27 protein-coding genes are annotated in these 24,852 nt (G+C 65.7%); 14 read left to right on the top strand and 13 right to left on the bottom strand.

Annotation, left to right across the window (positions count from 1 at the left end):
* Positions 1–46 precede the first annotated feature (46 nt).
* Complete coding sequence (locus G342_RS0120245; protein WP_018184996.1) at positions 47–526, top strand: VOC family protein; 480 nt, start codon at positions 47–49, stop codon at positions 524–526.
* Between the two features lie 44 nt (positions 527–570).
* Here the strand turns inward: G342_RS0120245 and G342_RS0120240 are convergent, their stop codons facing one another.
* On the bottom strand, positions 571–1,665 hold the full coding sequence (locus G342_RS0120240; RefSeq protein WP_018184995.1) for an ATP-dependent DNA helicase: 1,095 nt from the start codon (positions 1,663–1,665) through the stop codon (positions 571–573).
* Between the two features lie 408 nt (positions 1,666–2,073).
* Between G342_RS0120240 and G342_RS0120235 the strand changes: the two genes are divergently transcribed.
* The gene (locus G342_RS0120235) at positions 2,074–2,835 is read left to right on the top strand and encodes a L,D-transpeptidase (RefSeq protein WP_018184994.1); all 762 of its coding nucleotides are present in this window, start codon (positions 2,074–2,076) and stop codon (positions 2,833–2,835) included.
* A 146-nt stretch (positions 2,836–2,981) separates the two neighbouring features.
* Here the strand turns inward: G342_RS0120235 and G342_RS0120230 are convergent, their stop codons facing one another.
* From G342_RS0120230 to G342_RS0120220, 3 genes are all read right to left on the bottom strand, one after another.
* On the bottom strand, positions 2,982–4,649 hold the full coding sequence (locus tag G342_RS0120230) for an NAD+ synthase (protein WP_018184993.1): 1,668 nt from the start codon (positions 4,647–4,649) through the stop codon (positions 2,982–2,984).
* Positions 4,650–4,747: 98 nt separating this feature from the next.
* On the bottom strand, positions 4,748–5,542 hold the full coding sequence (locus G342_RS0120225; RefSeq protein ID WP_018184992.1) for a DODA-type extradiol aromatic ring-opening family dioxygenase: 795 nt from the start codon (positions 5,540–5,542) through the stop codon (positions 4,748–4,750).
* Between the two features lie 79 nt (positions 5,543–5,621).
* The gene (locus G342_RS0120220; protein WP_018184991.1) at positions 5,622–6,269 is read right to left on the bottom strand and encodes a TetR/AcrR family transcriptional regulator; all 648 of its coding nucleotides are present in this window, start codon (positions 6,267–6,269) and stop codon (positions 5,622–5,624) included.
* Between the two features lie 77 nt (positions 6,270–6,346).
* Between G342_RS0120220 and G342_RS0120215 the strand changes: the two genes are divergently transcribed.
* Together G342_RS0120215 and G342_RS0120210 are read left to right on the top strand one after the other, a co-directional pair.
* Entirely contained in the window at positions 6,347–7,621 is a 1,275-nt protein-coding gene (locus tag G342_RS0120215; protein WP_018184990.1) for an MFS transporter, read from the top strand.
* 111 nt (positions 7,622–7,732) lie between these two features.
* Positions 7,733–8,212 (top strand): DUF992 domain-containing protein, encoded by a 480-nt coding sequence (locus tag G342_RS0120210; protein WP_018184989.1) that lies wholly within the window; start codon positions 7,733–7,735, stop codon positions 8,210–8,212.
* Between the two features lie 48 nt (positions 8,213–8,260).
* On the opposite strand, the gene G342_RS0120205 is transcribed toward G342_RS0120210, so the two are convergent.
* The 4 genes from G342_RS0120205 to G342_RS0120190 all read right to left on the bottom strand — a co-directional run bounded on the left by G342_RS0120205 (position 8,261) and on the right by G342_RS0120190 (position 11,854).
* Positions 8,261–8,683, bottom strand: a complete 423-nt coding sequence (locus tag G342_RS0120205) for a GFA family protein (RefSeq protein WP_018184988.1) — start codon at positions 8,681–8,683, stop codon at positions 8,261–8,263.
* A 5-nt stretch (positions 8,684–8,688) separates the two neighbouring features.
* Positions 8,689–10,074, bottom strand: a complete 1,386-nt coding sequence (locus G342_RS0120200; protein WP_018184987.1) for a class II 3-deoxy-7-phosphoheptulonate synthase — start codon at positions 10,072–10,074, stop codon at positions 8,689–8,691.
* A gap of 135 nt (positions 10,075–10,209) precedes the next feature.
* Positions 10,210–11,028 carry an LssY C-terminal domain-containing protein gene (locus G342_RS0120195; RefSeq protein WP_018184986.1) on the bottom strand — a complete coding sequence of 273 codons (819 nt, stop codon included), beginning with the start codon at positions 11,026–11,028 and terminating at the stop codon, positions 10,210–10,212.
* Positions 11,029–11,056: 28 nt separating this feature from the next.
* On the bottom strand, positions 11,057–11,854 hold the full coding sequence (locus tag G342_RS0120190; protein WP_018184985.1) for a helix-turn-helix domain-containing protein: 798 nt from the start codon (positions 11,852–11,854) through the stop codon (positions 11,057–11,059).
* A 120-nt stretch (positions 11,855–11,974) separates the two neighbouring features.
* On the opposite strand from G342_RS0120190, the gene G342_RS0120185 reads away from it, so the two are divergent.
* On the top strand, positions 11,975–12,376 hold the full coding sequence (locus G342_RS0120185) for a hypothetical protein (RefSeq protein ID WP_018184984.1): 402 nt from the start codon (positions 11,975–11,977) through the stop codon (positions 12,374–12,376).
* A 67-nt stretch (positions 12,377–12,443) separates the two neighbouring features.
* On the top strand, positions 12,444–12,806 hold the full coding sequence (locus G342_RS0120180) for a nuclear transport factor 2 family protein (RefSeq protein WP_026304643.1): 363 nt from the start codon (positions 12,444–12,446) through the stop codon (positions 12,804–12,806).
* On the opposite strand, the gene G342_RS0120175 is transcribed toward G342_RS0120180, so the two are convergent.
* The 4 genes from G342_RS0120175 to rpiA form a co-directional block, all read right to left on the bottom strand.
* On the bottom strand, positions 12,803–13,723 hold the full coding sequence (locus G342_RS0120175) for a DNA-3-methyladenine glycosylase family protein (RefSeq protein ID WP_018184982.1): 921 nt from the start codon (positions 13,721–13,723) through the stop codon (positions 12,803–12,805). The two genes, G342_RS0120180 and G342_RS0120175, sit on opposite strands and share 4 nt — an antisense overlap.
* Positions 13,724–13,871: 148 nt before the next feature.
* Entirely contained in the window at positions 13,872–15,251 is a 1,380-nt protein-coding gene (gene gor, locus G342_RS0120170; protein WP_018184981.1) for a glutathione-disulfide reductase, read from the bottom strand.
* 13 nt (positions 15,252–15,264) lie between these two features.
* Positions 15,265–15,771, bottom strand: a complete 507-nt coding sequence (locus G342_RS24775; protein ID WP_018184980.1) for a DUF2059 domain-containing protein — start codon at positions 15,769–15,771, stop codon at positions 15,265–15,267.
* A 28-nt stretch (positions 15,772–15,799) separates the two neighbouring features.
* Positions 15,800–16,498, bottom strand: coding sequence for a ribose-5-phosphate isomerase RpiA (gene rpiA / locus G342_RS0120160; protein WP_040879195.1), 699 nt, complete (start codon positions 16,496–16,498; stop codon positions 15,800–15,802).
* A 156-nt stretch (positions 16,499–16,654) separates the two neighbouring features.
* Here rpiA and gph point away from each other — a divergent pair, with 156 nt between their 5' ends.
* A complete protein-coding gene (gene gph, locus G342_RS0120155) occupies positions 16,655–17,326 on the top strand; it encodes a phosphoglycolate phosphatase (RefSeq protein ID WP_018184978.1) in 672 nt (223 codons plus the stop codon).
* Between the two features lie 8 nt (positions 17,327–17,334).
* On the opposite strand, the gene G342_RS24770 is transcribed toward gph, so the two are convergent.
* Positions 17,335–18,225 carry a cell envelope integrity EipB family protein gene (locus tag G342_RS24770; RefSeq protein ID WP_198010840.1) on the bottom strand — a complete coding sequence of 297 codons (891 nt, stop codon included), beginning with the start codon at positions 18,223–18,225 and terminating at the stop codon, positions 17,335–17,337.
* Between the two features lie 186 nt (positions 18,226–18,411).
* On the opposite strand from G342_RS24770, the gene G342_RS0120145 reads away from it, so the two are divergent.
* The 7 genes from G342_RS0120145 (at position 18,412) to G342_RS0120115 (ending at position 24,804) form a co-directional block, all read left to right on the top strand.
* On the top strand, positions 18,412–18,876 hold the full coding sequence (locus G342_RS0120145; protein WP_018184976.1) for a RidA family protein: 465 nt from the start codon (positions 18,412–18,414) through the stop codon (positions 18,874–18,876).
* Positions 18,877–18,881: 5 nt separating this feature from the next.
* Entirely contained in the window at positions 18,882–19,649 is a 768-nt protein-coding gene (locus tag G342_RS0120140; protein ID WP_018184975.1) for a glycerophosphodiester phosphodiesterase family protein, read from the top strand.
* 237 nt (positions 19,650–19,886) lie between these two features.
* Positions 19,887–21,161, top strand: coding sequence for a GNAT family N-acetyltransferase (locus G342_RS24765; protein ID WP_051094384.1), 1,275 nt, complete (start codon positions 19,887–19,889; stop codon positions 21,159–21,161).
* Positions 21,162–21,167: 6 nt separating this feature from the next.
* On the top strand, positions 21,168–22,850 hold the full coding sequence (locus G342_RS0120130; RefSeq protein ID WP_018184973.1) for an LTA synthase family protein: 1,683 nt from the start codon (positions 21,168–21,170) through the stop codon (positions 22,848–22,850).
* 30 nt (positions 22,851–22,880) lie between these two features.
* Complete coding sequence (locus tag G342_RS0120125; RefSeq protein WP_018184972.1) at positions 22,881–23,309, top strand: HIT family protein; 429 nt, start codon at positions 22,881–22,883, stop codon at positions 23,307–23,309.
* Between the two features lie 66 nt (positions 23,310–23,375).
* Positions 23,376–23,846, top strand: a complete 471-nt coding sequence (locus G342_RS0120120) for a carboxymuconolactone decarboxylase family protein (protein ID WP_018184971.1) — start codon at positions 23,376–23,378, stop codon at positions 23,844–23,846.
* 64 nt (positions 23,847–23,910) lie between these two features.
* Entirely contained in the window at positions 23,911–24,804 is an 894-nt protein-coding gene (locus G342_RS0120115) for a sigma-70 family RNA polymerase sigma factor (protein ID WP_018184970.1), read from the top strand.
* Positions 24,805–24,852: the final 48 nt, after the last annotated feature.

The following is a 24,852-nucleotide window of genomic DNA, read 5'->3' as shown; positions in this document are numbered from 1 at the left end:
CGCTCCGCCTGCCGGAAACCGGCGACGCGGTCAGAGGGGAACGAGGATGCGAATTTTCACCGAGGGCGGCACCATGCAGGTCGCCTATGTCGTCCGCGACCTGGAAGCCGCGATGAAGCGGCACTGGGAGACCTTCGGGATCGGCCCCTGGGATATCTACCAGTTCGAGGCAGGCAAGGTTCAGGACTACATCTATCGCGGCAAGCCGGCGACGCACACCTGCCTGATCGCCGTCACCTGGAGCGGCGACACCCAGCTCGAACTCATGCAGCCGCTGACCGGCTACAGCATCTATGACGAACACCTCGAGAAGCACGGCGAGGGCCTGCATCACATCAAGCTGTTCTATGCCGACTGCAAAAAGGCAGTCGAGAATTTCGCCCGCAAGGGCTACCCAGTGATCCAGAGCGGCCGGATCGATGACGACGAGCACTACTACCTCGATACCGAGAAGGACTTCGGCTACGTCATCGAGCTCGGCAATGCCGGCCGGATCCGTCCGGCCGAGCGCACCTATCCTGCCTGAAAAGCGACATCGAGGCGATGGCGCCTTCGCGCTCGCCTCGTTCGTTAGCGCACGATGGTGATGCAGTTCGCCGCCCGGGTCAGCCCGGTATAGAGCCAGCGGTCGCGATGCTCGCGGAAGGCGTAGCTCTCGTCGAACAGGACGAGATCGTCCCACTGCGAGCCCTGCGACTTGTGCACGGTCAGCGCGTAGCCATAGTCGAATTCGTCCGAATTGCGCCGTTGCGCATAGGGAAGGTCTTCGCCGCCATTCTCGAAAAAGTTCGGATGCACGGAGACCTTCACCGCCTTACCGGTCGCATCTTCCTCCGGCTTCAGGCTGAGGCGCAGCAGGCTCTTGCGCGGCGCGCCGAGCTCGGAGACCACCCAGGTACCGCCGTTGAGCAGGCCCTTCTGCTTGTCGTTGCGCAGGCAGACCAGCTTGTCGCCGACCGCCGGCATCGGGCTCAACAGGCCCTTCAGCTCGCGGATGCGCTGGTTGTACAGGCGTCGCGTCTTGTTGGTGCCGACCAGCACCTGGTCGGCGGCGAGAATTTGGGCGGCGTCGATCTCGCGGCGCGAGATCACCCGGCTCTCGCCGTGCTCGCCATATTCGATCGGCTCGCCGGCCCGCACCTGCATCGACAGGCGGATGATCGGATTGTCCTGGGCCTGACGATGCACCTCGGTCAGCATCGAGTCGGGTTCCTGCTCGGTGAAGAACCCGCCGCCCTTGACGGGGGGCAGCTGCGCCGGGTCGCCCAACACCAGCACCGGGGTCCCGAAGGACAGCAGGTCGCGGCCGAGCTCCTCGTCGACCATCGAGCATTCGTCGATGATGATGAGATCTGCCTTGGAGGCGGCGCTCTCATGGTTGATCGCGAAGACCGGCTGCTCCTCGTCATCGCCGGCGCGCGGCCGGTAGATCAGGCTGTGAATCGTGCCGGCGCCCTCGCACCCCTTGGAGCGCAGCACATGCGCCGCCTTGCCGGTGAAGGCCGCGAAGGCGACGTCACCGTCGATGTCCTCGGCGATATGGCGGGCAAGCGTCGTCTTGCCGGTTCCGGCATAGCCGAACAGACGGAAGACGGGACTGTCTCCGCGCCGCAGCCATTCGGACACGGCGGAGAGCGCATTTTCCTGTTGGGGTGACCAGCGCATGAAGGCTCCGAACTTTGACCCGCCCCTGATAGCCGATTCACGCACGACATGTAGAAACAAGCTCGGGGAAACGCCGCGTCATTTCGGCAACAGTCGCCGGCATCGCGGCCCAACCGCTGCAACATGCTTAACGCGCCTTGGTTTCGGCTCATCTCGAACGCACAAATTGAGCCTACGCCGCGTCATCCTTGGCTTCATGGGCATTGGATTGGCCATTGGTGTGGCGAAATTGTCATTGCGGTGAAATGCGAAAGCAACCAGTAAGACTGTCAATCATTCTTATTGGATCGCGCCGCCAGGGCGGCGGCGGAAACGAGCCAATCGAGACGATTGGTCCCGGATCCGCTCCCCCGGCGTTCCGGTCTTTCATTGGGTTCGTCCCATTATGATGATGAAAAGGAACAGGCTTTGAACGATACGAAGCCTCTAAAGTCGGCAGGCAAGCTCAGCCGCCGTACGTTCATGATTGGCCTCCCCGTCGTGCTCGCAGCCTGCCAGACGACGCAGCCTCCCGGCTCGTCGTCCAGCATCGTCACCGGTCCGGGCAGCGCCCCTCCGATCGATCAGGGCTTTGCCTCCATGTACGGCCCGATCACGGATGAGCCGTTCCCGATCGCGGCGATCGACCTGTCGAAGATCAACCCGCGCTACTATCGCCAGGTTGTCGATCTGCCGTCGAGCATCAATGCCGCGCCGGGCACGATCGTCGTCGACCCGTACAACCACTTCCTCTATCTCGTCTTCGAGAACAACACGGCGCTGCGCTATGGCGTCGGCGTCGGCCGCGAGGGCTTCGCCTGGTCGGGCGACGCGACCATCCAGGCCAAGCAGCAGTGGCCGAAGTGGCATCCGCCCAAGGAAATGATGGCACGCGACCCGAACGCGGCCAAGTGGCCGAACGGCATGCCCGGCGGCCCCGGCAATCCGCTCGGCGCCCGTGCGCTCTATCTCTACCAGGGCAAGGTCGACACGCTGTACCGCATCCACGGCACGACGCAGCCTTGGTCGATCGGCAAGTCGCTGTCGTCGGGCTGCATCCGCCTGATGAACCAGGACATCATCGACCTGTACAACCGCGCGCCGATCGGCACCAAGGTTCAGGTACTGGGCAATTCGACGCCGGAGCCAGTCGCGGCCAATCAGCCGAAGGGCGGAACGCGTCCGAGCTAGACCCGTCCAGCAACGACGGCCCAGTGTCCGACCCGGTTCGGCCGGCCGGCATCAACGATGGATCGCCACGGCCCCGACCTACAAAAAAGGCCCTCCTTCCGGAGGGCCTTTTCATTTGTGCAACGACATTCCGGACAAGGGCCGGATCAGGCCTTGTCCCGGAACTTGTTGGTGATCGGATAGCGGCGGTCGCGGCCGAAATTGCGGCGGCTGAGCTTCACGCCCGGAGCCGCCTGGCGGCGCTTGTATTCGGCGATCGCCAGGAGATGCTCGATCCGCTTCACCGTCGCCGCCTCATGGCCGCGCGCGATAACGTCACCGACCCGCATCTCGCCTTCGACAAGGCTTTCGAGAATGTCGTCGAGAATGTCGTACGGCGGCAGCGAGTCCTGGTCCGTCTGGTTTTCGCGCAGTTCCGCCGTGGGCGGCTTGGTGATGATCCGCTCCGGAACGACTTCACCGGACGGACCGAGGCAACCCTCCGGCACCTGGCCGTTGCGGAAACGCGATATGGCAAAGACCTGCGTCTTGTAGAGGTCCTTGATCGGATTGAAGCCGCCATTCATGTCGCCATAGAGCGTGGCGTAGCCGACCGACATTTCCGACTTGTTGCCCGTCGTCACCACCATGTCGCCGAACTTGTTCGAGATCGCCATCAGGATGGTGCCCCGCGTACGGGACTGCAGGTTTTCCTCGGTGATGTCAGCCGACCGGCCCGCGAACATCGGCGCCAGCGCATGCATGAAGCCCTCGACCGGCTCGGCAATCGGCACGATGTCGTAGCGTACCCCGAGCTTCTCGGCACATGCCTTGGCGTCGACCAGGCTGTCCTGCGACGTGTAGCGATAGGGCAGCATGACGCAGTGAACGCGCTCCGCTCCGAGCGCGTCGACGGCGATGGCCGCGACCAGGGCTGAGTCGATGCCGCCGGACAGGCCAAGCACGACGCCCGGGAATCCGTTCTTGCCGACATAGTCGCGCAGGCCGTGCACACAGGCGAGATAGTCGGCCTCCTCGCCTTCCTCGACCCGAGCCTTCGCACCGTCGGCGCAGCGCCAGGCTCCGTCGACCCGCGCGAATTCGACGATCTCGATCGCCTCGCGAAAGGCCGGCATCTGGACAGCGAGCGAACCGTCTCCGTTGAGCACGAAGGACGCGCCGTCGAACACCAGTTCATCCTGACCGCCCACCTGGTTCAGATAGACGAGCGGCAGGCCCGCTTCCGTCACACGGCCGACGGCAACGTTGAAGCGCTGGTCCATGATACGGCGGCGATAGGGCGAGCCGTTCGGCACTAGCAAGATCTCGCCGCCCGTCTCGGCGATGCACTCGACGGGATCCGGGCCCCAGATATCCTCGCAGATCGGCAGCCCGACGCGCACCCCCCGCAACGAGACGGGACCCGGGTGCGGCCCTGGCGTGAAGACGCGCTTCTCATCGAAGACCCCGTAATTCGGCAGGTCCACCTTGAAGCGGACGCTCTCGATGCGGCCGTTGTCGCAGAGCGCATAGCCATTGTAGAGCTTGCCGTCCTCGAGCCAGGGCAGGCCGATCAGCACGGCGGGGCCGCCATCGGCCGTCTCGGCCGCGATCGCCTCGCAGGCGGCGCGGCAGGCGTCCTGGAACGCCGGCTTCAGCACCAGATCCTCCGGTGGATAGGCCGACAGGAACAACTCGCTGAACATGACGACGTCGGCGCGTCCCGCCGCGGCGGTCGCGCGCGCGACGCGCGCTTTCTCGAGATTGCCGGCGATGTCGCCGACAATCGGGTTGATCTGGGCAAGGGCGATGCGGAGCGTATCGGGGCGGGTCATATTCTGCCTTTAGCGCGCCGCCGGACCGGCGGCAACGGGAAGTGTTCGGCCCGCCGAAAAACGTCGCGGCCACCGGCGCTTCCGACCCGCTCTCCGCCTCAATCGAAGCGGTACATGTCCATGGAAAGCGCGGAATATTCATACGAATTGTGGATGCGCTCGCCCTTGGCCCCCTCGCCGGCCGCGCCGAGCGCGACGAAGAACGGCAGGAAGTGATCGTCCTCGGGATGCGCCATCTCCGCATGCGGTGCCTGCGCCCGATAGTCGACGAGACCGGCGATATCGCCCGCCGCGGCCTTCTCGGCGACCCAATCGGCGAACTCCCGCGCCCAGTCGACAGGCGCCGCGTCGACTGCCGGCATGCCGCCGGGGTTGCGGAACAGGACCCTGAGATTGTGCGTCGCAGCGCCGGTGCCGATCACCAGCACATTGTCCCCGCGCAACGCGGCGAGCGCCCGGCCAAGCGCTACATGATGGGACGCATCGCGTTGCGGCTGGATCGACAGCTGCACCAACGGCACGTCGGCCTCGGGCCAGACCAGCGACAGCGGGATCCAGGTGCCGTGATCGAAGCCGCGCTTCGGCGCCACGTCCACCGGCAAGCCGGCGGCGGCGAGCCGATCGGCCACCTCGCGGGCGAGCACCGCATCACCCGGGGCGGGATAATCTATTTCATACAGGGCTTTGGGGAAGCCACGGAAATCATAGATCATTTCCGGCTTGTCATCCGACACCACGGTTGGCGTCTCAGTCTCGAAATGAGCCGATACGACAACGACCGCGCGCGGCCGGCCAACGGTTGATGCGAAGGACCGCAGGAAGCGATGCGCCGGCGTATCGGTCAGCGCCAGCATCGGTGAGCCATGCGACAGGAAGAAAGTGGGGAGCGACATCGGACTATCCTTTGCGTGTTGACCGAAAGGTAGTCCCGACGCGCCTCATCCAGAAGGTGCACAAGAACGCACGCAGTGTTCAACCTGCATGATCAATCCTGGACGCACCCGTCTGCTTGAGGCAGGCATCAATCAGGCGCTCGGCCGCGGCAGCGAGCGAGCGCGACGGACCGCCTTCCCCAAACAACTGACCGCTGGAATAGGCGCCCTCAGCAAGAAGATAGAGGCCGTCACCCAGGATCTCCGGCTCCGCCGCGCCCATGGCCTGTGCCAGTTCGGTGAACCGACGGCGCAGCTCGCGCTTGTTTTCGACGGCGACAAGACGCGCCGGATTGTCCTTGTCGGGAAACTCGACCGCGGCATTGGTCATGCCGCAGCCGCGATACTCCGCGCTCTGTGAACGGACGCCAAGGCCGGTGAAATAGCCAAGAACCTGCGCGCGCGGGTCGCCGGGATGTTGGGCAACGATCGCGTTGAACCGGCCCCAGAAGTCGACGTCGTAGTCACGCAGATAGGCAGCCGCCAGCTCGTCCTTGGAGGCGAAATTGCGATACAGGCTGGGCTTGGTGACGCCGGCCCGTTCCACGATCTCCTCGATGCCGACGGCGCGGATGCCCTGGCGGTAGAAGAGATCACGCACGGTCGCGCGAATCCGGTCGGCGGCGCGCGGCGGCGCCTCTGCGGCTGCGCGGGCCCGGCTCGCCGGCTTTTCGGCACTGGCGGTCACATATTCCTCCCTACCGCTTGACGATGTAACTGAACGGTACGTATCATCCGACGCCTTGTAACGGAACGGTCAGTAACATGAATATAGTCCGTCGGCGGCCCTTCGGCCAGAACTATGCCTTCGTCGTCGCTGGCGTGATTTTCGTCTGCCTGCTGGCCGGCGCCGGATTGCGCGCCGCTCCCGGCGTAATGATCCTGCCGATCGAATCCGCCTTCGGCTGGAGCCGCGACACCATCTCGCTCGCCGCCGCCATAGGCATCTTTCTCTACGGTCTCACCGGCCCGTTCGCAGCCGCCCTGATGCAGAGTTTCGGCATTCGCCGGGTCCTGATCGGCGCCCTGCTGCTGATGTCGGCATCGACCACCATCAGCGCCTTCATGACCCAGCCATGGCAGTACATCGCCACCTGGGGAGTATTCTCGGGCATCGCCTCCGGTTCGGTCGCCATGGTTCTCGGGGCGACCATCGTCAACCGCTGGTTCGTCACCAATCGCGGACTGATGATGGGTCTTTTGACAGCGAGCACCGCGACCGGCACGCTGATCTTCCTGCCCGGCATGGCAGCGCTGGCGGAATGGGGCGGCTGGCAGGCGATCGTCATCACCGTCGCGATCGTCTCGGCGGCCTTGGTCCCCCTCGCCTATTTCTTCGTGCCCGAGCGTCCGCAGGATATCGGCATTCGCCCCTATGGCGCTGCCGAAGGTGAACTGCCGCAATCCGCCCCACAGGGCAACGCCTTGGCCAACGCCTTCAAGGCCCTGTTCGAAGCCGCGCGCACCAAGACGTTCTGGTATCTGTTCGCCACCTTCTTCATCTGCGGCTTCACCACCAACGGCCTCGTCGGCACCCACATGATCGCGTTTTGCGGCGACATGGGCATGCCGGCGATCCAGGCGGCGAGCCTGCTCGCGGTGATGGGACTGTTCGACCTGGTGGGCACAACGGCGTCCGGCTGGCTGACCGACCGCTTCGACCCGCGCAAGCTGCTGTTCGTCTACTACGCGTTGCGCGGCATCTCGCTGATGTTCCTGCCCTTCACCGACTTCAACATCTACAGCCTGTCGATCTTTGCCGTCTTCTACGGCCTTGACTGGATCGCCACCGTGCCGCCGACCGTGCGCCTCGCGAACGAAGCGTTCGGCGACAGCAAGGCGCCGATCGTCTTCGGCTGGATCGCAGCCGGCCACCAGTTGGGCGCCGCATCCGCCGCCTATTTCGCCGGGTACATGCGCACGACCCAGGGCAACTATCTCGACGCCTTCCTGATCGCTGGCGCCACCGGCATCCTCGCCGCGCTGTTATCGCTGATGATCAGCCGCAGGCAGCCGCAACTCAAGCCAGCGCTGGCGTGAACACGGATATGTGCTTCTCGGCATAGCCCGGGCGCACGTTTCGCGTGTAAAAGGAGTGCGGCGCACATCGAACCCCCGCGCCGCACTTTCCGTCCACGAATGAGGTCGAACATGTCGAAGCTGCACAAGGTACTTCTGGCGGCTGCCGTTGCCATCACTGCGACGCTGCCGCTGGCCTCGACGGCGCAGGCCGCCGTCAAGACCGGCGTGCTGACCTGCCGCGTCGCCGCCGGCGTCGGCCTGATCGTCGGCTCGCGCCGCAGCGTCTCCTGCGAATTCCATTCCAACCGTGGCGTCGAGTTCTATAGCGGCCGCATCGACCGCATCGGCCTCGATGTCGGCGTCACCCGCAACAGCGTGATCGTCTGGAACGTGTTCGAGCCGACGCGCCGCCATGGCGACCTGTCCGGCCGTTATACCGGCGCGACGGCTCAGGCGACGATCGGTGTCGGCCTCGGCGCCAACGTGCTGGTCGGCGGCGGCAAGAACAGCGTCGCGCTGCAGCCGCTGTCGGTGACGGCGCAGACCGGCCTGAACCTCGCCGCCGGCGTCAGCTCGCTGCACCTGACCCGCACGGGCAGCGGCCGCTAAAGGCCAAAGAGGACCGGCTGCGGACCCTCGTGCGTCCGCAGCCGGAACTCACACGTCCGATGCAGGTTTGAGACGCCGGTCGAAGGCTGGCGCGTCGCCTTCGATCTCGTAATAGTCGCCCTTGTCCGCGACGAAGATATGCTTGTCCCAGGTCACGCCGGTCGGCCCGTCGAAGCCACCCATGGCGATCGCCGTCCGGGGCCGCTTGTCGCTTTCCCAGAACAACACCGATCCGCACTCGCCGCAGAACCCGCGGCGGGCGAAATGGGATGACTGGTACCAGCGAAGATTGTCCGCGCCCTCGATCGTGAGGTCCTCGGTCGCGACCGAGGTCGAGGCGAGAAAGTGCCCGGTCTGCTTGCGGCACATCGTACAGTGGCAGCCGACGACCGGCTCGAGCGGGCCGGCGACGCGATAGCGCACCGCGCCGCAGAGGCAGGCGCCGGAATGGATTTCCTCGCCCGCCGCCATCGATGTCAGAGGCCGGCGACGAGACGCTGCCGGGTCTCGCCCTGGCGGCTCGCCTTGAGAAGCTCCGCCACCAGGAAGGCCAGCTCCAATGCCTGATCCGCGTTGAGGCGCGGATCGCAATGGGTGTGATAGCGATCCGACAGATCCTCGTCGGTGATCGCGCGGGCGCCGCCCGTGCATTCGGTGACGTTTTTGCCGGTCATCTCGATATGGATGCCGCCTGGCAACGTGCCCTCGCCCTGATGCACCTCGAAGAAGCTCTTCACTTCCTTGAGGATCAGGTCGAACGGACGGGTCTTGTAGCCGCTCGATGCCTTGATCGTGTTGCCGTGCATCGGATCGCAGGACCAGACGACGGAGCGCCCTTCCCGCTCGACGGCGCGGATCAGCTGCGGCAGGTGATCAAACACCTTGTTGGCGCCGAAGCGGCAGATCAGCGTCAACCGGCCCGGCTCGTTATCCGGATTGAGCAGGTCCATCAGCTGCAGCAGGCCATCGGCCGTCAACGACGGACCGCACTTCAGACCGATCGGGTTCTTCACACCGCGCATGTACTCGACATGGGCGTGATCCGGCTGGCGCGTGCGATCACCGATCCAGAGCATGTGGCCGGAGGTTGCGTACCAGTCGCCGGTCGTCGAATCGACGCGCGTCATCGCCTGCTCGTAGCCGAGCAGCAGCGCCTCGTGCGAGGTGAAGAAATCGGTCGAGCGCAGCGACGGGGTTGAATCCGGATCGACGCCACAGGCACGCATGAACGCCATCGACTCGGAGATGCGGTCGGCGATCTCCTGGTAGTGGTGACCCTGCGGGCTGTCCTTGACGAAGCCGAGCATCCACTGATGCACATGCTCGAGATTGGCATAGCCGCCCTGCGCGAAGGCGCGCAGCAGGTTGAGCGTCGCGGCCGACTGGCGATAGGAATCCTCGATCCGGCGCGGATCGGGGATGCGGGCCTCGGGCGTGAACTCGATGCCGTTGATGTTATCACCCCGGTAACTCGGCAGCTCGATCCCGTTAATGGTTTCGGTCGGCGCGGAACGGGGCTTGGCGAACTGGCCGGCGATACGGCCGACCTTCACCACCGGCATCGAGCCGGCGAACGTCAGCACAACGGCCATCTGCAGGAAGACGCGGAAGAAGTCGCGGATGTTGTCCGGGTGATGCTCCATGAAGCTCTCGGCGCAATCACCGCCCTGGAGCAGGAAGCTCTCGCCGCGCGATACGGCGGCCAGGCTCTTCTTGAGCTTGCGCGCCTCGCCGGCAAAGACCAGCGGCGGATAGCTCGAGAGCCGTTCCTCGACCGCCGCGAGACCGGCTGCATCGGCATAGTCCGGCACCTGCTGGATCGGCATCGACCGCCAGCTATCCGGCTTCCAACTCGTCTTCATCGTCAGCACTCCACACCCTTGCCCGCCTTCGCGCTCCACCGCGCGCGACGGACCTCATCGGGTCTTGAAAGGTGGTGCCTTATACACGCTCGCTCCCGCTGAGGAAACACGCGATGGGCCGCGTGCCGGCATCGCTCAGAGCCAGGAAACGGCCCAATGCCACAGGCGATCCTTCAGGCCGACGAAGGCCGGCGGCGGCAAGACGACCGGCGGCGCCGTGGATTTGGCGCCCGCCGGCACCAGCCGGGACATCCAGATCTCGCCGTCCGTATAGTAGGGATCGCCCTCGCCATTGTGCCCGTTCACAGTCGGACCGATGCCGGTGATTTGATAGGTAGCCTCGACCATGCCGGCCTTCTTCAAATCGTCGGTCAGCGCATCGCGGACCGCGTCGATATCGGGTCCGATGTGATGTGTCACCTGGCCGGTATCGTGGCTCAGGCCGACGCCGCGATCGTAGGTGGCCGAGCCGAGCCAGACGGGGCGTCCCTCGGCTCCCTTGTCCAGAACCTTCCAGAACCGGACATGGTCGCGCTTGTCGGCGCTCTCGCCGACCGGCTTTTCGAAGGCGAAATCCTCGCGCCGGCCATCATAGTAAAGCGGGCTCACCGGCGCGTCGTGATAGGGCCGATCGAGCACCACGCTGCCGATGATCTCGATGCTCGAGCGCAGCGTGACCGGATCGGCGGGATACCAGCCGGCGGCATGCATCGAGGTGAGCACGTCCTCCTTCACACCGACGAGGCCGACATTGAGCGGATCGCCGGGAATGCCCTGGCCGGTATGGGTGACCATCGGCCGATCGGCGAGGCCGGGCTGATGCTCGTAATGTGTCCAGGCCATGGGCAGAACGACATAGGCCGCGAGCCCATAGAGCGCGAGCGCCACGACCAGGATCGTGACGAGATTGCGCACCTTCAGCCGTTCGGAAAGACTTCGCTTCGCCGACGCCATCGACCCTTCCCCCAGTCAGAAGCCTGCATCATGACGCAGCGGCGGCCCGGCGCAAGGCTTCCGCCGTCGCCTCGTCGGCCGGAAAGAAGGATTCGATCGCGAGTTCCGACAAGGTGACGTCGACCGGTGTGCCGAACAGGGTCGTCGCCGAGAGAAAGGACAACGTCTCGTCGCCGAGCCGGACCCGATACGGCACGGCGATGCCGCCAAGATCGTCCGTGGCGGCCGGCCGGCCGGTGCTGCCGGAGGGATAGGCGCGCAACTCGTCCAGCAGGTCCGCCAGCGCGGCGTCGCCTGTCAGGTCGATCTCATGGGCCAGACGGCCGAGGAGATGCCCCCGCCATTCGGCCAGATTGACGGTGCGGGGTGCCAGCCCCTTCGGATGCAGCGCCAAGCGCAGCACGTTCACGGGCGGCTCCAGCAGGTCCGGCGAAACGCCCGCGACGAGTCGCATGACGGCCCGGTTCGCCGCGACCAGGTTCCAGTGCCGGTCGATCGCCAGCGCCGGATAGGGTTCGTGTCCGGCGATGATGCGCTCGACGGCGCTGCGGACGACGGCAAGTCCGGCATCGTCCAGCTTTCGCTCCCGGTAGACGGGCGCGTGGCCGGCTGCGACCAGCATCAGGTTCTGCTCGCGCAAGGGAACCTCCAGCTCGGCTGCGAGCTTCAGCACCATGTCGCGGCTCGGCCGCGATCGGCCGGTCTCGATGAAGCTCAGATGCCGCGTCGACATCTCGGCATCGCCGGCAAGGTCCATCTGGCTCATGCGGCGGCGCTGGCGCCAGTCGCGGATCTGTTCGCCGACCGGGCGCGGATTCGGTTCCATGGAACGATGATACGGCAAGCCCGGGCGTCGATCCAATTACCTCGGACGTAATCGACTTCATGCCCCGCACCGGCAAATCTCCGGCCTGTCAGCCACCACGACGAACCGAGGAACCGGACCATGAACATCACCCGCCACCCCAACTTCCTGCGCAACCTTCTCCTGGCGGACGCTGCCAGCTGCCTCGCCATAGGCGCTGCTCTGGCGCTCGGCGCCGGGCTCGTCGCCGACAGGCTCGGACTGCCGGCGGCCCTGCTGCGCGGAGCCGGTCTGGTGCTGCTGCCCTTCGCCGCCTTCGTCCTGTTCGTCGCCAGCCGACCGATCCTCTCGCGGCCCGCCGTCTGGCTGATCATCGGCGGCAACGCGGCCTGGGTCGTCGGCAGCGCCGCCTTGTTGATCGGTGGCTTCGCAGCGCCGACGGCCCTCGGCATCGCCCTCGTGATCGCGCAGGCGCTCATCGTCGCCGTCGTCGCGGAACTGGAGGCCATGAGCCTGCGCAAGGCACCGCACGTGATCGCCTGAACCTTCCCAGGTGAAGGCAAGGCCTTCGCCATCCTGCCCGCCCCGAACCCAACCCATGGAGATCGACATGACCGACACCGCAACCCTGATCGCGCGCTACATCGAAAGCTGGAACGAGACGGACGCCACCAAGCGGCGTGCCCTCATCACCACGACCTTCACGCCGGACACGTCCTATGTGGATCCGATGATGAAGAGCGACGGCCATGACGGCATCGACCAGATGCTCGTCGCCTTTCAGGAGCGCTTCGCCGGCCTCACCTTCAAACAGGTCGGCAAGGTCGACGGCTATGACAACCGGGTCCGCTTCTCGTGGGAGCTCGGTCCGGACGGCGGGGCCTCCCTCGCCGGTGGCACCGACTTCGCCACCATCGAGGCAGGCAGGCTCGCTGATATTGTCGGCTTCCTCGACTTCGCCCCGGCGTCCTAGGGCTCCGAAAGGCCGGCCCAGAGATGGGCGGTCGCCAGGCTTCGATGCGGGGCGAAAGCTTGCATCGAAGCCTCCTGCATTTTGGCATCCGGTCGCTCGGGCAGATCCAGCAGCCGCTGCAGGGCGGCGGCGAGACCGGAATCGCCGATTGGTGCCATATCCGGAAATCCGAAACCGCGCAGCATGATGTAGCGCGCCGTCCAGGTGCCTATGCCACGCACGGCGACGAGAGCCGCCTCGGCATCGGCAGGCGTTCCCTTCGCCAGATCGTCGAGCGGCAGCGCGCCGTCTGCGACCAGCCTGGCAACACCGATCAGATAGCTCGCCTTCGAGCGGGAAAACCGCAGCGCCGTCAGATCCTCGATTTCGAGGTCGGCGACGCGGGCAGGATCCGGGTGAGCCCGCAGGCCGCTCACCGCATGCAGCGGACCGGTCAACTCGATCATCGACCGACGTAGCGCCGCGGCGAAGGTCAGATTGATCTGCTGGCCGATCACCGCCCAGCACACGGCATCCCAGATGTCGGCCGTCAGCGGAATACGCAACCCGCGCCGCGAGCCGAGAATCCTGTCGCTATCGACACGGGGAGCGATCAACGCCTCGAAGGCAACAGGATCGCTGGCGAGACCGAGCATGCGGGCGGCAATCGCCTCGACCCGATCTGGCGGCAAGGCGTCGTGATCGATCCGGACACGCGCGACGGGAGGTTGGGCGCCATCGGCCTCGGTGAGGTCAATCTCCAGCAGATGCGCGCGGCCATCGACCAGGATCGTCTTGACGATCGTCCGTCCTTCGACGCGCTCGCTGACGCTCAGCCGATCACGACCATGATAGGCGAGCGGATATTCCGGCCGATAGCTGTCGCCCAGCGGCAATGCCAGAACGCCGCCGGCAGCCGGTTCGATTTCAACGCTCATCCCGACCTCGTCTCAACCATCCGGAGCGTCGGCTACGCAAATCGAGCCCATGGCGCGATCCGATTCTTGCTCTCGAATTCGCCGGAGGGTGTCGGCCCGCCCCGCGTCCGCAGAGGAGCATCACGCGGGACCGGCAAGCGGGATCCTGTCAGCCGTTGCGGCGATGCCGGCTGCTCGGGGTTCGCATGGTGACGAGTTCCTCGGCCGCCGTCGGATGCAGCGCCATCGTGGCGTCGAAATCGGCCTTGGTCGCCCGCATCTTCAGCGTGATGGCGACGATCTGGATCATCTCGCCCGCATCCGGTCCGAGGATGTGGCAACCGACGACGCGGTCGCTGTCGGCATCCACGAGCAGCTTCATCAGCGTGCGCTCGTCGCGACCGGACAGCGTGTGCTTCATCGGCCGGAAGCTCGTCTGGTAGACGTCGACAGCCTCGAATTCCGCCAGCGCCTCTTCCTCGGTCAGGCCGACGGAGCCGATCTCCGGCTGCGAGAACACAGCCTTCGGCACGCCGAGATGATCGACCGAGATCGACTTGCCACCGAACACGGTATCGGCGAAGGCATGGCCCTCGCGGATCGCCACGGGCGTCAGATTGATGCGGTTGGTAACGTCGCCGACGGCATAGATCGACGGCACATTCGATTGCGAATAGGCATCGACGATCACCGCTCCGGCGCCGTCGACCGCCACGCCGGCACTCTCCAGACCCAGTCCGCTGGTATTCGGCCGGCGTCCGGTCGCGATCATGACCTCGCCGCAGTCGAGCGCTTCTCCACTGCTCGTCCGGGCAATCAGCCCGTCGCCGCTCTTCTCGATACCGGCGAGCGTCTCGTTCAGTAGGACGCGGATGCCCTTCTTCTCGATCTCCTCGCGCAGCGTACGCCGCACTTCGCCGTCGAAGCCGCGCAATAGCGCGTCGCCGCGATGGATCAGCGTCGTCTCGACACCGAGGCCATTGAAGATGCCGGCAAACTCGACGGCCACATAGCCACCGCCGACCACCACGATCTTCTCGGGCAATCTCGCCAGGTGGAACGCCTCGTTCGACGAGATCGCCAGCTCACGGCCCGGCAGGTCGGGCATGACGTAGGGCGTGCCGCCCGTCGCGACGAGAATGTACTTCGCCGTGACGAGACGCTCCTCCGCGACCAGCCGCACCGTATGCGGATCGACGATGACCGCCCGGCTCTGGACGATGGTCGCGCCGGAGCGCTCCAGATTGCGGATATAGATGCCGTTCAGACGGTCGATCTCTTTGTCCTTGGCCGCCACGAGGCGCGACCAGTCGAAGGTCACCTCCCCGGGCGTCCAGCCGAAGCCGACGGAGTCCTCGAACTCCTCGGCAAAGCGGGACGCATAGACGAACAGCTTCTTCGGCACGCAGCCACGGATCACGCAAGTCCCGCCGACGCGGTATTCCTCCGCGACCATGACGCTGGCGCCGTAGCCCGCCGCGATCCGGCCAGCGCGAACGCCGCCGGAGCCGGCACCGATGATGAAGAGATCGACGTCGAACTGGCTCATGAGATCTGTCGGCCTAGAATTCGATGCCCTTCTTCTTCAGGCCCTCGCGGGACTTCTCGAACAGCTCCTCGCCGACGCGGTCCGACCATCCCTTGACCGACTGCAGCGTCTCGCCGACGACCTTCGGGCCAATCTCGGCCAGCTTGGAACCGGCCGGGCTCTTGTAGAAGGCGGAGATCGCGTTCAGCTCGTCCTCGGAGAAGTGCTTCGCCCAGATGCGAGCGACGTCGTTGTCGAGGTCCTTGCGGCGGGCGACGAGCTCAAGCGCCTGCGCGTCGACCACCTCGGCGATCGCCTGGTGCTGGTCGGGGCGCATGCGGATCAGCTTGTTCTGGGTCTGCTGCGACAGGAGCGGCAGCAGATTGTCGAAGCCGCGCGACGTCTTGGCGGCATGGACAGCGTCCAGAGCGGCCGCGACATGCGCATCGGTCACTTCCTGGGCCTGAGCGAAACCGGCCGAGCCCATGGCAAGGCCGGCGGCCAGCACGGCGGCGCCGATGGAATTGCGGATGAAGGTCATGGAGAAACTCCCGATGGGCGAAGTGATGTTAAGCCACCAACCAGCTGATGCCTTCCGGACGAGCGATGACGGCGGCGGAGGCAAGTCCGATGAAGAGCCCGTGCTCCACGACCCCCGGAATCGCCGCAAGGGCAAGACTCAAGGCTTCTGGATCGCGAATACGGCCAAAAGATGCATCGATGATAGCGTGTCCCCCATCGGTGACGAAGGGGGAACCGTCGGCGGCCAGACGCCGCGTCAGCGTGACCGGCATGGCGAGCCGTTCGGCCGTGTCGGCGATGGCCGCCGTGGTCGCGCCGATGCCGAAATGATTGACTTCGACCGGCAGCGGAAAGGCGCCCAGCGTCTCGACCAGCTTCGAACCGTCGGCGATGACGATCATCTGACCGGAGGCCGCCGCGACGATCTTTTCGCGCAGCAGCGCGCCGCCGCCGCCCTTGATCAGGCGCAGTCGGCTGTCGAGCTCGTCGGCGCCGTCGATCGTCAGGTCGAGGCGGGGCGTTTCGTCGAGTGTCGTGAGGGCAATGCCCTCCGCGCGGGCGAGCGTCGCGGTGCGCTCGGACGAGGGGACGCCGACGACCTGGAGACCGTCGCGCACGCGCGCGCCGAGACCGCGAATGAAGTGATTGGCGGTCGATCCGGATCCGAGACCGAGCTTCATTCCCGGCTCGACCTTCTCGAGCGCTGCGAGCGCCGCCTGCTTTTTCAGTTCATCGCTGGTGATCATCAGACACTTCAAAATGATGGAATTGACGCCGAACCGGCGCGGCTTGTTAGCATGGGGCAGCGCCGCCGCCAACGTCTCCGCGACATCGTCCAGCCTTTCGAAGGGGGGAATGAGTTGCTAGGCTCCGCCAATCTCAGTAGCGGAATCCCCTCCCCGATGCGCCCCATTCTCGTCTTCGATCTCGACGGCACGCTCGTCGACACAGCGACCGATCTCGTCGCGACGCTCAATGTCGTTCTCGAACAGGAAGGTTTGACCCCGGTCGCCTACGAGGAGGCCCGTTCGATGGTCGGACATGGGGCCAGGGCGCTGATCGAACGCGGTCTCGCCGCAAACGGCGTGACGCGCGACGCCGCCACCGTCGAGCGCCTCTTCGACACCTACATCGCCTATTATGCAGCCCACATCGCCGACACCAGCCGCCCGTTCGATGGCGTCATCGCGGCGCTCGACCATTTCGCCGCCGAGGGCTGGCTGCTCGCCGTCTGCACCAACAAGCTCGAGGGCCTGTCGATGCTGCTGCTCGACGCACTCGACCTGTCGGACCGTTTCGTCGCGATCTGCGGTGCCGACACCTTCGCGGCCCGCAAACCCGATCCGCTCGCCCTGACCGAGACGATCCGGCGCGCCGGCGGCGACCCGCGCCGCGCCGTGATGATCGGCGATTCGAAGACGGACATCGACACGGCCAAGGCGGCCAGCGTCCCCGTCGTCGCAGTGGATTTCGGCTACACGCCGGTGCCAGTGACCGAACTCGGTCCCGACATCGTCATCAGCCATTTCGACCAGCTCGCCGAGGCCGTCGCGACGGTGCTGGTCCGCGCCTGAGGCCGACGTCAGGGACAGCGCTTGGCGGCGACGTTGACCGGCTTCATGTCGAGCCGGACCAGCTTCCCCGTCAGCGCGAAATCGCCATAGTCGAGCCGCATCCGCCGCGTCACGCCGTTCTCGTAGACGATGAACGACAGCTCGTAGGAAGGCTTCTGCTCGCCGGTGGCGTTCTCGTCGAAATAGCTGAGCGTCACGGGCCAATGGCGGACATTGGCGATGCCGGCCGCCTTGGCGGTCGCCTCGTCGCCGAGATTGTCGGCGCCCGTATTGGCCGCGCCGATGACGGCCGCCGTCGAATAGGGCTTCTCGCCCTTTTCCGAACCGTCGAAGAGGTCGACCTGAACGAAATGCTCGCCTCGGATGGCGGCGTCGATGATCTTCGTCAGGTGCTGGTTCGGGAACTGGAAGCTTGGATTGATGTCGAACCGGATCGATTTCGGCTTGGCCATCGTCACATGCAGCTTGCCGTTCTCGCGCTCGGCCGAACCGGTAGAATCCTCGGCGAGCGTTCCATCGACATAGCTCTTGGTGGCGAACGAGAAGCTCTTGCCGTCCGAATCCTCGAAAGTCGAGGTAGCGACATCGGTCAGTCGCGCATTGCCGTCGCCGTCACTGATGCGGGTGACGAAGCGGAGCTTGGTATTGTAGCCGTCGCAGCGCGATCCCCAGAAATGATAGACCATCCGGCCTTCGGCATCGCTGATCGTGTCCGTGCTGCCGCCCGTGTCGAGGCTCAGGTCATAGACGGCCTCATGCGGCGACATCCCCAGCGCCGGCGCGGCCGAGATCGCCGAGGCGGCCCCGGTCATGGCCAGCCAGCAGGCGCCGACGGCCAGCGCGGCCTTCACGCCAGCGACCACCGCCCCACGACCTGCGTTTATCGATACGGACGTCATTCTGGCTCCCATCGTCGTCAAGCCGACATAGGGCTGACATAGGACGCATTTCAATCAGCAAAAAGGCAAAAGGTCTACGAGCCGCTTTCGCCGCACCACAAGCCCTGGTTTCAACGACCCTTGCGGCGGCTCCGCTTTCGGGCGAAACCGGAAGCCATCCGTATCCATGCTCTTGGGAGACCCTGAATGACCAGCCAGATCGACAGTCGCCTCGAAGCCCTCGGGATCGTGCTTCCGGCGGCAGCCGCGCCGGCTGCCAACTACGTCCCCTATGTCGAGAGCAAGGGATATCTCTATATTTCCGGCCAGATTCCGATGGGGCCGAACGGCGTCGAATATGTCGGCAAGCTCGGTCGCGAGCTGGGTATCCCGGAAGGACAGGCCGCGGCGCGCCTCTGCGCCATCAACATCCTGGCCCAGGCCAAGGCCGCGCTCGGCGACCTGGAGCGGATCGGCCGCGTCGTCAAGCTGGTCGGCTTCGTCAATTCGGACACCAGCTTTGTTGATCATCCCAAAGTCGTGAATGGCGCCTCCGACCTGATGGTCGAGGTTCTCGGCGACAAGGGCCGGCACGCCCGCTCGGCCGTCGGCGTCGCCGCCCTGCCGTTCAATGTCGGCGTCGAAGTCGAAGCCATCCTCGAGATCGCCTGACGACCATGGTCAAATCGGCCCCGCCAGCGCCCGCCTGGCTCACCGCGCGCCCGATCGCGCATCGCGGCTATCACGATCCGGCAAGCGGCCGGATCGAGAACACGCTGTCGGCCGTTCGCGCCGCGATCGACCACAATTTCGCGATCGAGGTCGATCTGCAGCTGACCGCCGACGGCGCCGTCGTGGTGTTCCATGACGACACGGTCGATCGCCTGCTGCAGGCGACCGGTCGCGTCGACGCGATCCCGCTCGCTGCGCTGAAGAAGACGGCGTTCAAGCAGGGCAGCGACAGCGTGCCGACGCTTGCCGAGCTGCTCGAGACCGTCGCCGGCAAGGTGCCGCTGGTCATCGAGCTGAAGAGCAACTGGGACGGCAACCGACGGCTGGAAGCAGCGGTCGCCCCCATCCTCGCCGCCTATGCCGGGCCTGCCGTGGTCATGTCCTTCGATCCGGACTCGATGGCGGTCATGCAATGGCTGCTGCCGACCGTGCCGCGCGGCATCGTCGCCGATCGCTACACCGATCTCGACGAATGGGGCTTCTTGCCGCCGCGCCGGCGCTTCGCGCTGCGCAATCTCTCGGCCGTGCCCCAGGTCGGCGCCAGCTTCGTCTCCTATGACCTGAACGGCCTGCCTTCCTTCGCCCCATCGAAGGTCCGCGCCAATGGTCTGCCGCTCATCACCTGGACTGTGCGCAGCCGCGAACAGGCGGCAAAGGCAAAGCTCTACAGCGACCAGATCACCTTCGAGGGTTTTGATCCGGACAAGGGCTGAGAGCCCGACTCTCACGCTCGTACGGCGGCCCTCCGCCCACCCTCGCCGTCATCCCGGCCCCCGAGCCGGGATCCATTCAGCCGTGGCCTCAACGTCGAGCGACGGGTCGACCCGCACGCCCCGCCTGATGGTTTCCAGTTCTCGCCGCGATGGCGTGGCCCGCCGCGACTTGTGCTTGCGGGGTTTCGCCTTAGATGCTGGGATGCCGCATTCTGCGAAGCGAGAGCGCCTTCCCCCATGACCGCTGCCCCCGATGCGCGTCTCAGCGTCCTTTCATCCCTCACGGAAATCGAACGCCAGGACTGGGACGCCTGCGCCAATCCCGGCTGGCCGTCGGCCCGCCCGTTCGGCGACGATCCATCAACGTTTCTAAGGACTTACCATGGCGGAACGGAATCAGGACCTGAACCGGGCACACCTGAATCAAAATCTCAGCGACCGGCCTATAACCCCTTCATTTCATACGATTTTCTGAAGGCGCTCGAGGAATCCGGCTCGGCCACCGCTCGGACCGGCTGGCAGGCGCGCCACCTCGTGCTGGAGGGTGCCGATGGCCGCCCCCTAGGGATCGTTCCCTGCTACCAGAAGCCCCATTCGATGGGCGAGTATGTCTTCGACCAAGGTTGGGCCGACGCCTATGAGCGCGCCGGCGGCCGCTACTATCCGAAGCTGCAGGTCTCGGTGCCGTTCACGCCCGCCACCGGCCCGCGCCTGCTGGTTCGCGCCGACGCCCCGCCCGGTACCCGCGATCTGCTCGCCGCCGGCCTGATCGAACTGGCCCGCCAGCTCGCCATCTCGTCGATCCACGCGACCTTCCTCGATCCGGTCGACGCCGACATCCTCGGCGACAGCGGCTTTCTCGCGCGAACCGACCAGCAGTTCCATTTCCTCAACGAGGGCTATGGCAGCTTCGACGATTTCCTCAATGCGCTCGCCTCTCGCAAGCGCAAGGCAATCCGGCGGGAACGGCGCGAGGCCCTGGCCGGCGGCATCACCGTCGAGCATTTGACTGGCGCGGACATCACCGAGGCGGACTGGGACGCCTTTTTCGGCTTCTACATGGATACCGGCGCCCGCAAATGGGGGCGCCCCTATCTGAACCGGCGCTTCTTCTCGCTGCTGGGAGAGCGGATGGCCGACCGGATCCTGCTGGTCTTCGCCAAGCGGGACGGCATGCCGATCGCCGGCGCCCTCAACCTGATCGGCTCGGACGCGCTCTATGGCCGCTATTGGGGCGCATCGGAAGACGTGCCGTTCCTGCATTTCGAGCTCTGCTACCATCAGGCCGTCGATTGGGCGATCGCGCATCGATTGCCGCGTGTCGAGGCAGGCGCCCAGGGTGACCACAAGCTGGCGCGCGGCTATCGGCCGATCGTCACCCGCTCTGCCCACTGGATCGCGGATCGCGGCCTGAAACGGGCTGTGGCGGACTATCTGGCCCGCGAGCGCGCCGCCGTCGCCGCAGACCATGAGTTCCTCGACGAGCACACCCCCTTCAAAGCTGATACGTGATTTTCCATGACAGCGATTCTTCTCTGGGGCGTGGCGGCCGCCATCGTGCTCGCGACCGAGCGGCAGGCGACGAAGCCGGTATTCGCCCTGCTGGCCTTCGCGTTCCTGACCGCCATCTTCCTGCTCGTCGTCGGTGACCTGCCGCGAGCGACGTCGCTGGCGCTGATCCTGGCACTGACCATCGTCGGCGCCTCGGCGGTCAAGCATCATCACAGCGGCATGAAGCTCGCCGTCGCCGATCTGGGCCTCACCTTCGCCGGCACGATCCCCTTCATGCTGCGTCAGTATCGACGCACGGCGACACTCACCATCGCTGGCATGGCGCTGCTCGCCCTCGCCGCCATCGCGACGCTGACATGGGTGCGTGGCGCTGCCTTCGGTGTTCCCGAGCGGGTGTCGATGTTGGCGCTCGCGACCGCGGCGCTCTACGCATTCTGGCGGACGGGCGGCGCCACCGCCTACCGGACCGACGTCACGCAGCAGAAGCGGTTCTTCTCCTTCTTCATGGCGTCGCTGGTCGATATTGCGAGCTGGTGGCCGACCGGTGGCCTCCGAATGCTCGACGTCGCGCCGGTCCCGTTGCCGTTGGCGCCACCGCTTCCAGCGCGCTCGGATCGCCGCCCCGACATCATCGTCATCCAGCATGAATCGGTCTTCGATCCCCGCCTCTACGACCTGCCGGTCGACGAGCGGATCGCCGAGTTTCTGACGCCGGAAGGCGCGCTGGCCGGCCGGCTGCATGTAGACATCTATGGCGGCGGATCGTGGCAGACGGAATTCAGCCTGCTGACGGGCCTGTCCTCCGCCAGCTTCGGCCCGGATTCCTATTTCCTGTTCAAGAAGGGCGTCGGTCGCTTCCGCCATTCGCTGCCGAGCGAACTTTCGGCGCTCGGCTATCGCACCCTGCTCTCGACCAGCTGCCGGCGCGAATTCATGAACTACGACGCTTTCTATGCCGGCCTCGGGGTCGAGGAGCGTGTATTTTCCGACGAGTTTCCGCCACCCTTCGACCTCGCCGCCTTCGAGATCAGCAATTCCGACGCCGCCTTCTTCGCAGCAACGCGGGGCGCGCTGGAGCGGTCGATCGACCGGGATCCGACCCCGCGTTTCGTCATGGCACTGACCAATTTCAACCACGGCCCGCATGAGACACGGCTGGTCCCGCCGGGGCGCTACGAGGAAGAGCGGCAGTTCGCGCTCGCCGCGCTGCCCGATGGCAATTACGGCGAATACTATGCCCGCCTCGCCGAGACGGCGGAGAGCTACGCCGCGTTCAAGGCGGCGCTGCAGTCGCGCTATCCCGACCGGCCTATGCTGATCGTCCGCTATGGCGATCACCAGCCGACGATGACCCGCGCCATCGAGGAGGCCCGCGGCATTTCCCCGGACGATCCGCGCCAGTTCGAGACCTTCTATGTCATCGAAGGCGTCAATTTCGAACCGCAGATCGCAGCCGTGCCGCCGCAACTCGACATCGCCATGCTCGGCACCGTGGCGCTACAGGCGTCGGGCCTGCCGCTGGACGCCGTCTCCGCCACGCGCGCCGACCTCATCCGCGAATGCGGCGCGCTCTATATGGCGACCCAATCGGAACGGAAGAACCGCTTCCACCGCACGCTGATCGAGCAGGGCATGATCGATCTGGGCAAGGCTGCGCCGGCCTTGTCAGCCGTGCCGGAGCGAGCCTAGAAAATCTGGCTACCACGACGGGAGAACTCCATGACCAGCTACGACGACGCCAACATCTTCGCCCGGATCCTGCGGGGCGAGATTCCGTCGCACCGCGTCTATGAGGACGCCGAGACGATCGCCTTCATGGATGTCATGCCGCAGGGCCCCGGCCATCTGCTCGTCGTGCCGAAGGTCGCCTCGCGCAATCTGCTCGATGCAGCACCGGAAACACTCTCCCGGCTGATGCCGGTGGTGCAGAAGCTCGCTCGCGCCGCCAAGAGCGCCTTCGCCGCCGATGGCGTGACCGTGATGCAGTTCAACGAGCCGGCCTCCGGCCAGACGGTCTTTCATCTCCACGTCCACATCATTCCGCGTTTCGCCGGCGAGCCGCTGCATCCGCATTCGGGCACGATGGAAAAGCCGGAAATCCTGGCCGAGAACGCCGAACGCGTCCGCAAGGCGCTGGCCGCGGAATAATTCTTCAGGCCGTGTCACAGACGCTGCGACTGACTCGTCTTACTCCGTCAACCAACGGAGCTGATCATGCACGAGAGACTCAACGCCTACTCCGCCGCCCCGGACGCCGTGATGGCGATGCAGGAGACGAGCCTGAAGCTCACTGCCTCCAGCATCGAGCACAGCCTGCAGGAACTGGTGAAGATCCGCGCCTCGCAGATCAATGGCTGCGCCAACTGCCTGCACATGCACACGGCCGACGCGCGCAAGCATGGCGAGACCGAGGAGCGGATCTACCTGCTCAACGCCTGGCGCGAGTCGCTGCTCTACACCCCGCGCGAGCGCGCGGCCCTCGCCTGGACGGAAGCGCTGACGCTGATCGCTCAGACGCAGGCACCCGACGCCGACTATGAGGCGTTGAAGGCGGAGTTCACGCCGAAGGAGCAGGTCGAGCTGACCTTGCTGATCGGGACGATCAATGCGTGGAACCGGCTGTCCGTCGGCTTCCGCACCATTCATCCGAACGACCGCAGGGCGGCGGCCCGCGCCGCGGCCTGACCAACCCTCTTCCGGCCACGGCCAGCTATGTCGTGGCCGGGAGACAATGCGATACAGGAGCCAGATGGTCGACGTCTCCGCCGCCGAGTTCGAACAGCACCGACGTTTCCTGACCGGGCTTGCCTACCGCATGCTTGGATCGCTGGCCGATGCCCAGGACGTCGTGCAGGACGCCTTTCTGCGTTGGCACGGGGCAGCGCTGGCCGGCATCGCCAGTCCCCGTGCCTGGCTCAGCACGACCGTCACCCGTCTCTGCCTCGATCTGATGAAATCCGCCCGCTCCCAGCGCGAGAGATATGTCGGCCAGTGGCTGCCCGAGCCGGTGATCGCGACGCTCGCCAGCGATCCGACGCTGGCTGTCGAAGAACGCATCGACGCGCCGGTCGCATTGATGCTGGCGCTGGAGCGGCTGTCGCCGCTGGAGCGCGCCGTCTTCATCCTGCACGACCTGTTCGATATCGGCTTCGGCGAGATCGCCGGCGCGATCGACCGCAACGAGGCGGCCTGCCGCCAACTGCTGGTTCGCGCCCGCGGCCATGTCGGCGAGGGTCGTCGCCGGTTCGAGGTCGACCCCGACGAAGCGGCTCACGTCACGACCGCGTTCTTCGCGGCGATCGGCAGCGGCGACGCCTCCCGGCTGCGCGACCTCTTGGCCGAGGCCGCGCGGATGCACAGCGATGGCGGCGGCAAGCGGATCGCAACGCTCAACGTGATTCACGGCGCCGACCGGATCAGCCGCTTCTTCGCCGGCGTCGCGCAGAAGCACGGGCCGGAGGCCTTCCAGGCGTGGTCTGGGCCGCTCTGGATCAACGGTCTGCCCGGTTATGTCTCGGCCGACGACAAGGGCCTCGTCCAGACGACGGCGCTCGAGATCGAGAACGGCCGTATCGTCGCGATCTACATCATGCGCAATCCGGACAAGCTGGCCGCGGCCGCATCGTTCCTGCATAGGGCCTGAACGCCCCCCCCCAAAAAAAAGCGAGGCGCATCTCTGCGCCTCGTTTCA

Origin of the sequence: Kaistia granuli DSM 23481 (assembly GCF_000380505.1) — a bacterium.
Taxonomy (GTDB): domain Bacteria; phylum Pseudomonadota; class Alphaproteobacteria; order Rhizobiales; family Kaistiaceae; genus Kaistia; species Kaistia granuli.
Note: the sequence above shows the minus strand (reverse complement) of the source record. Positions and strands in the feature narration are given on the sequence as shown.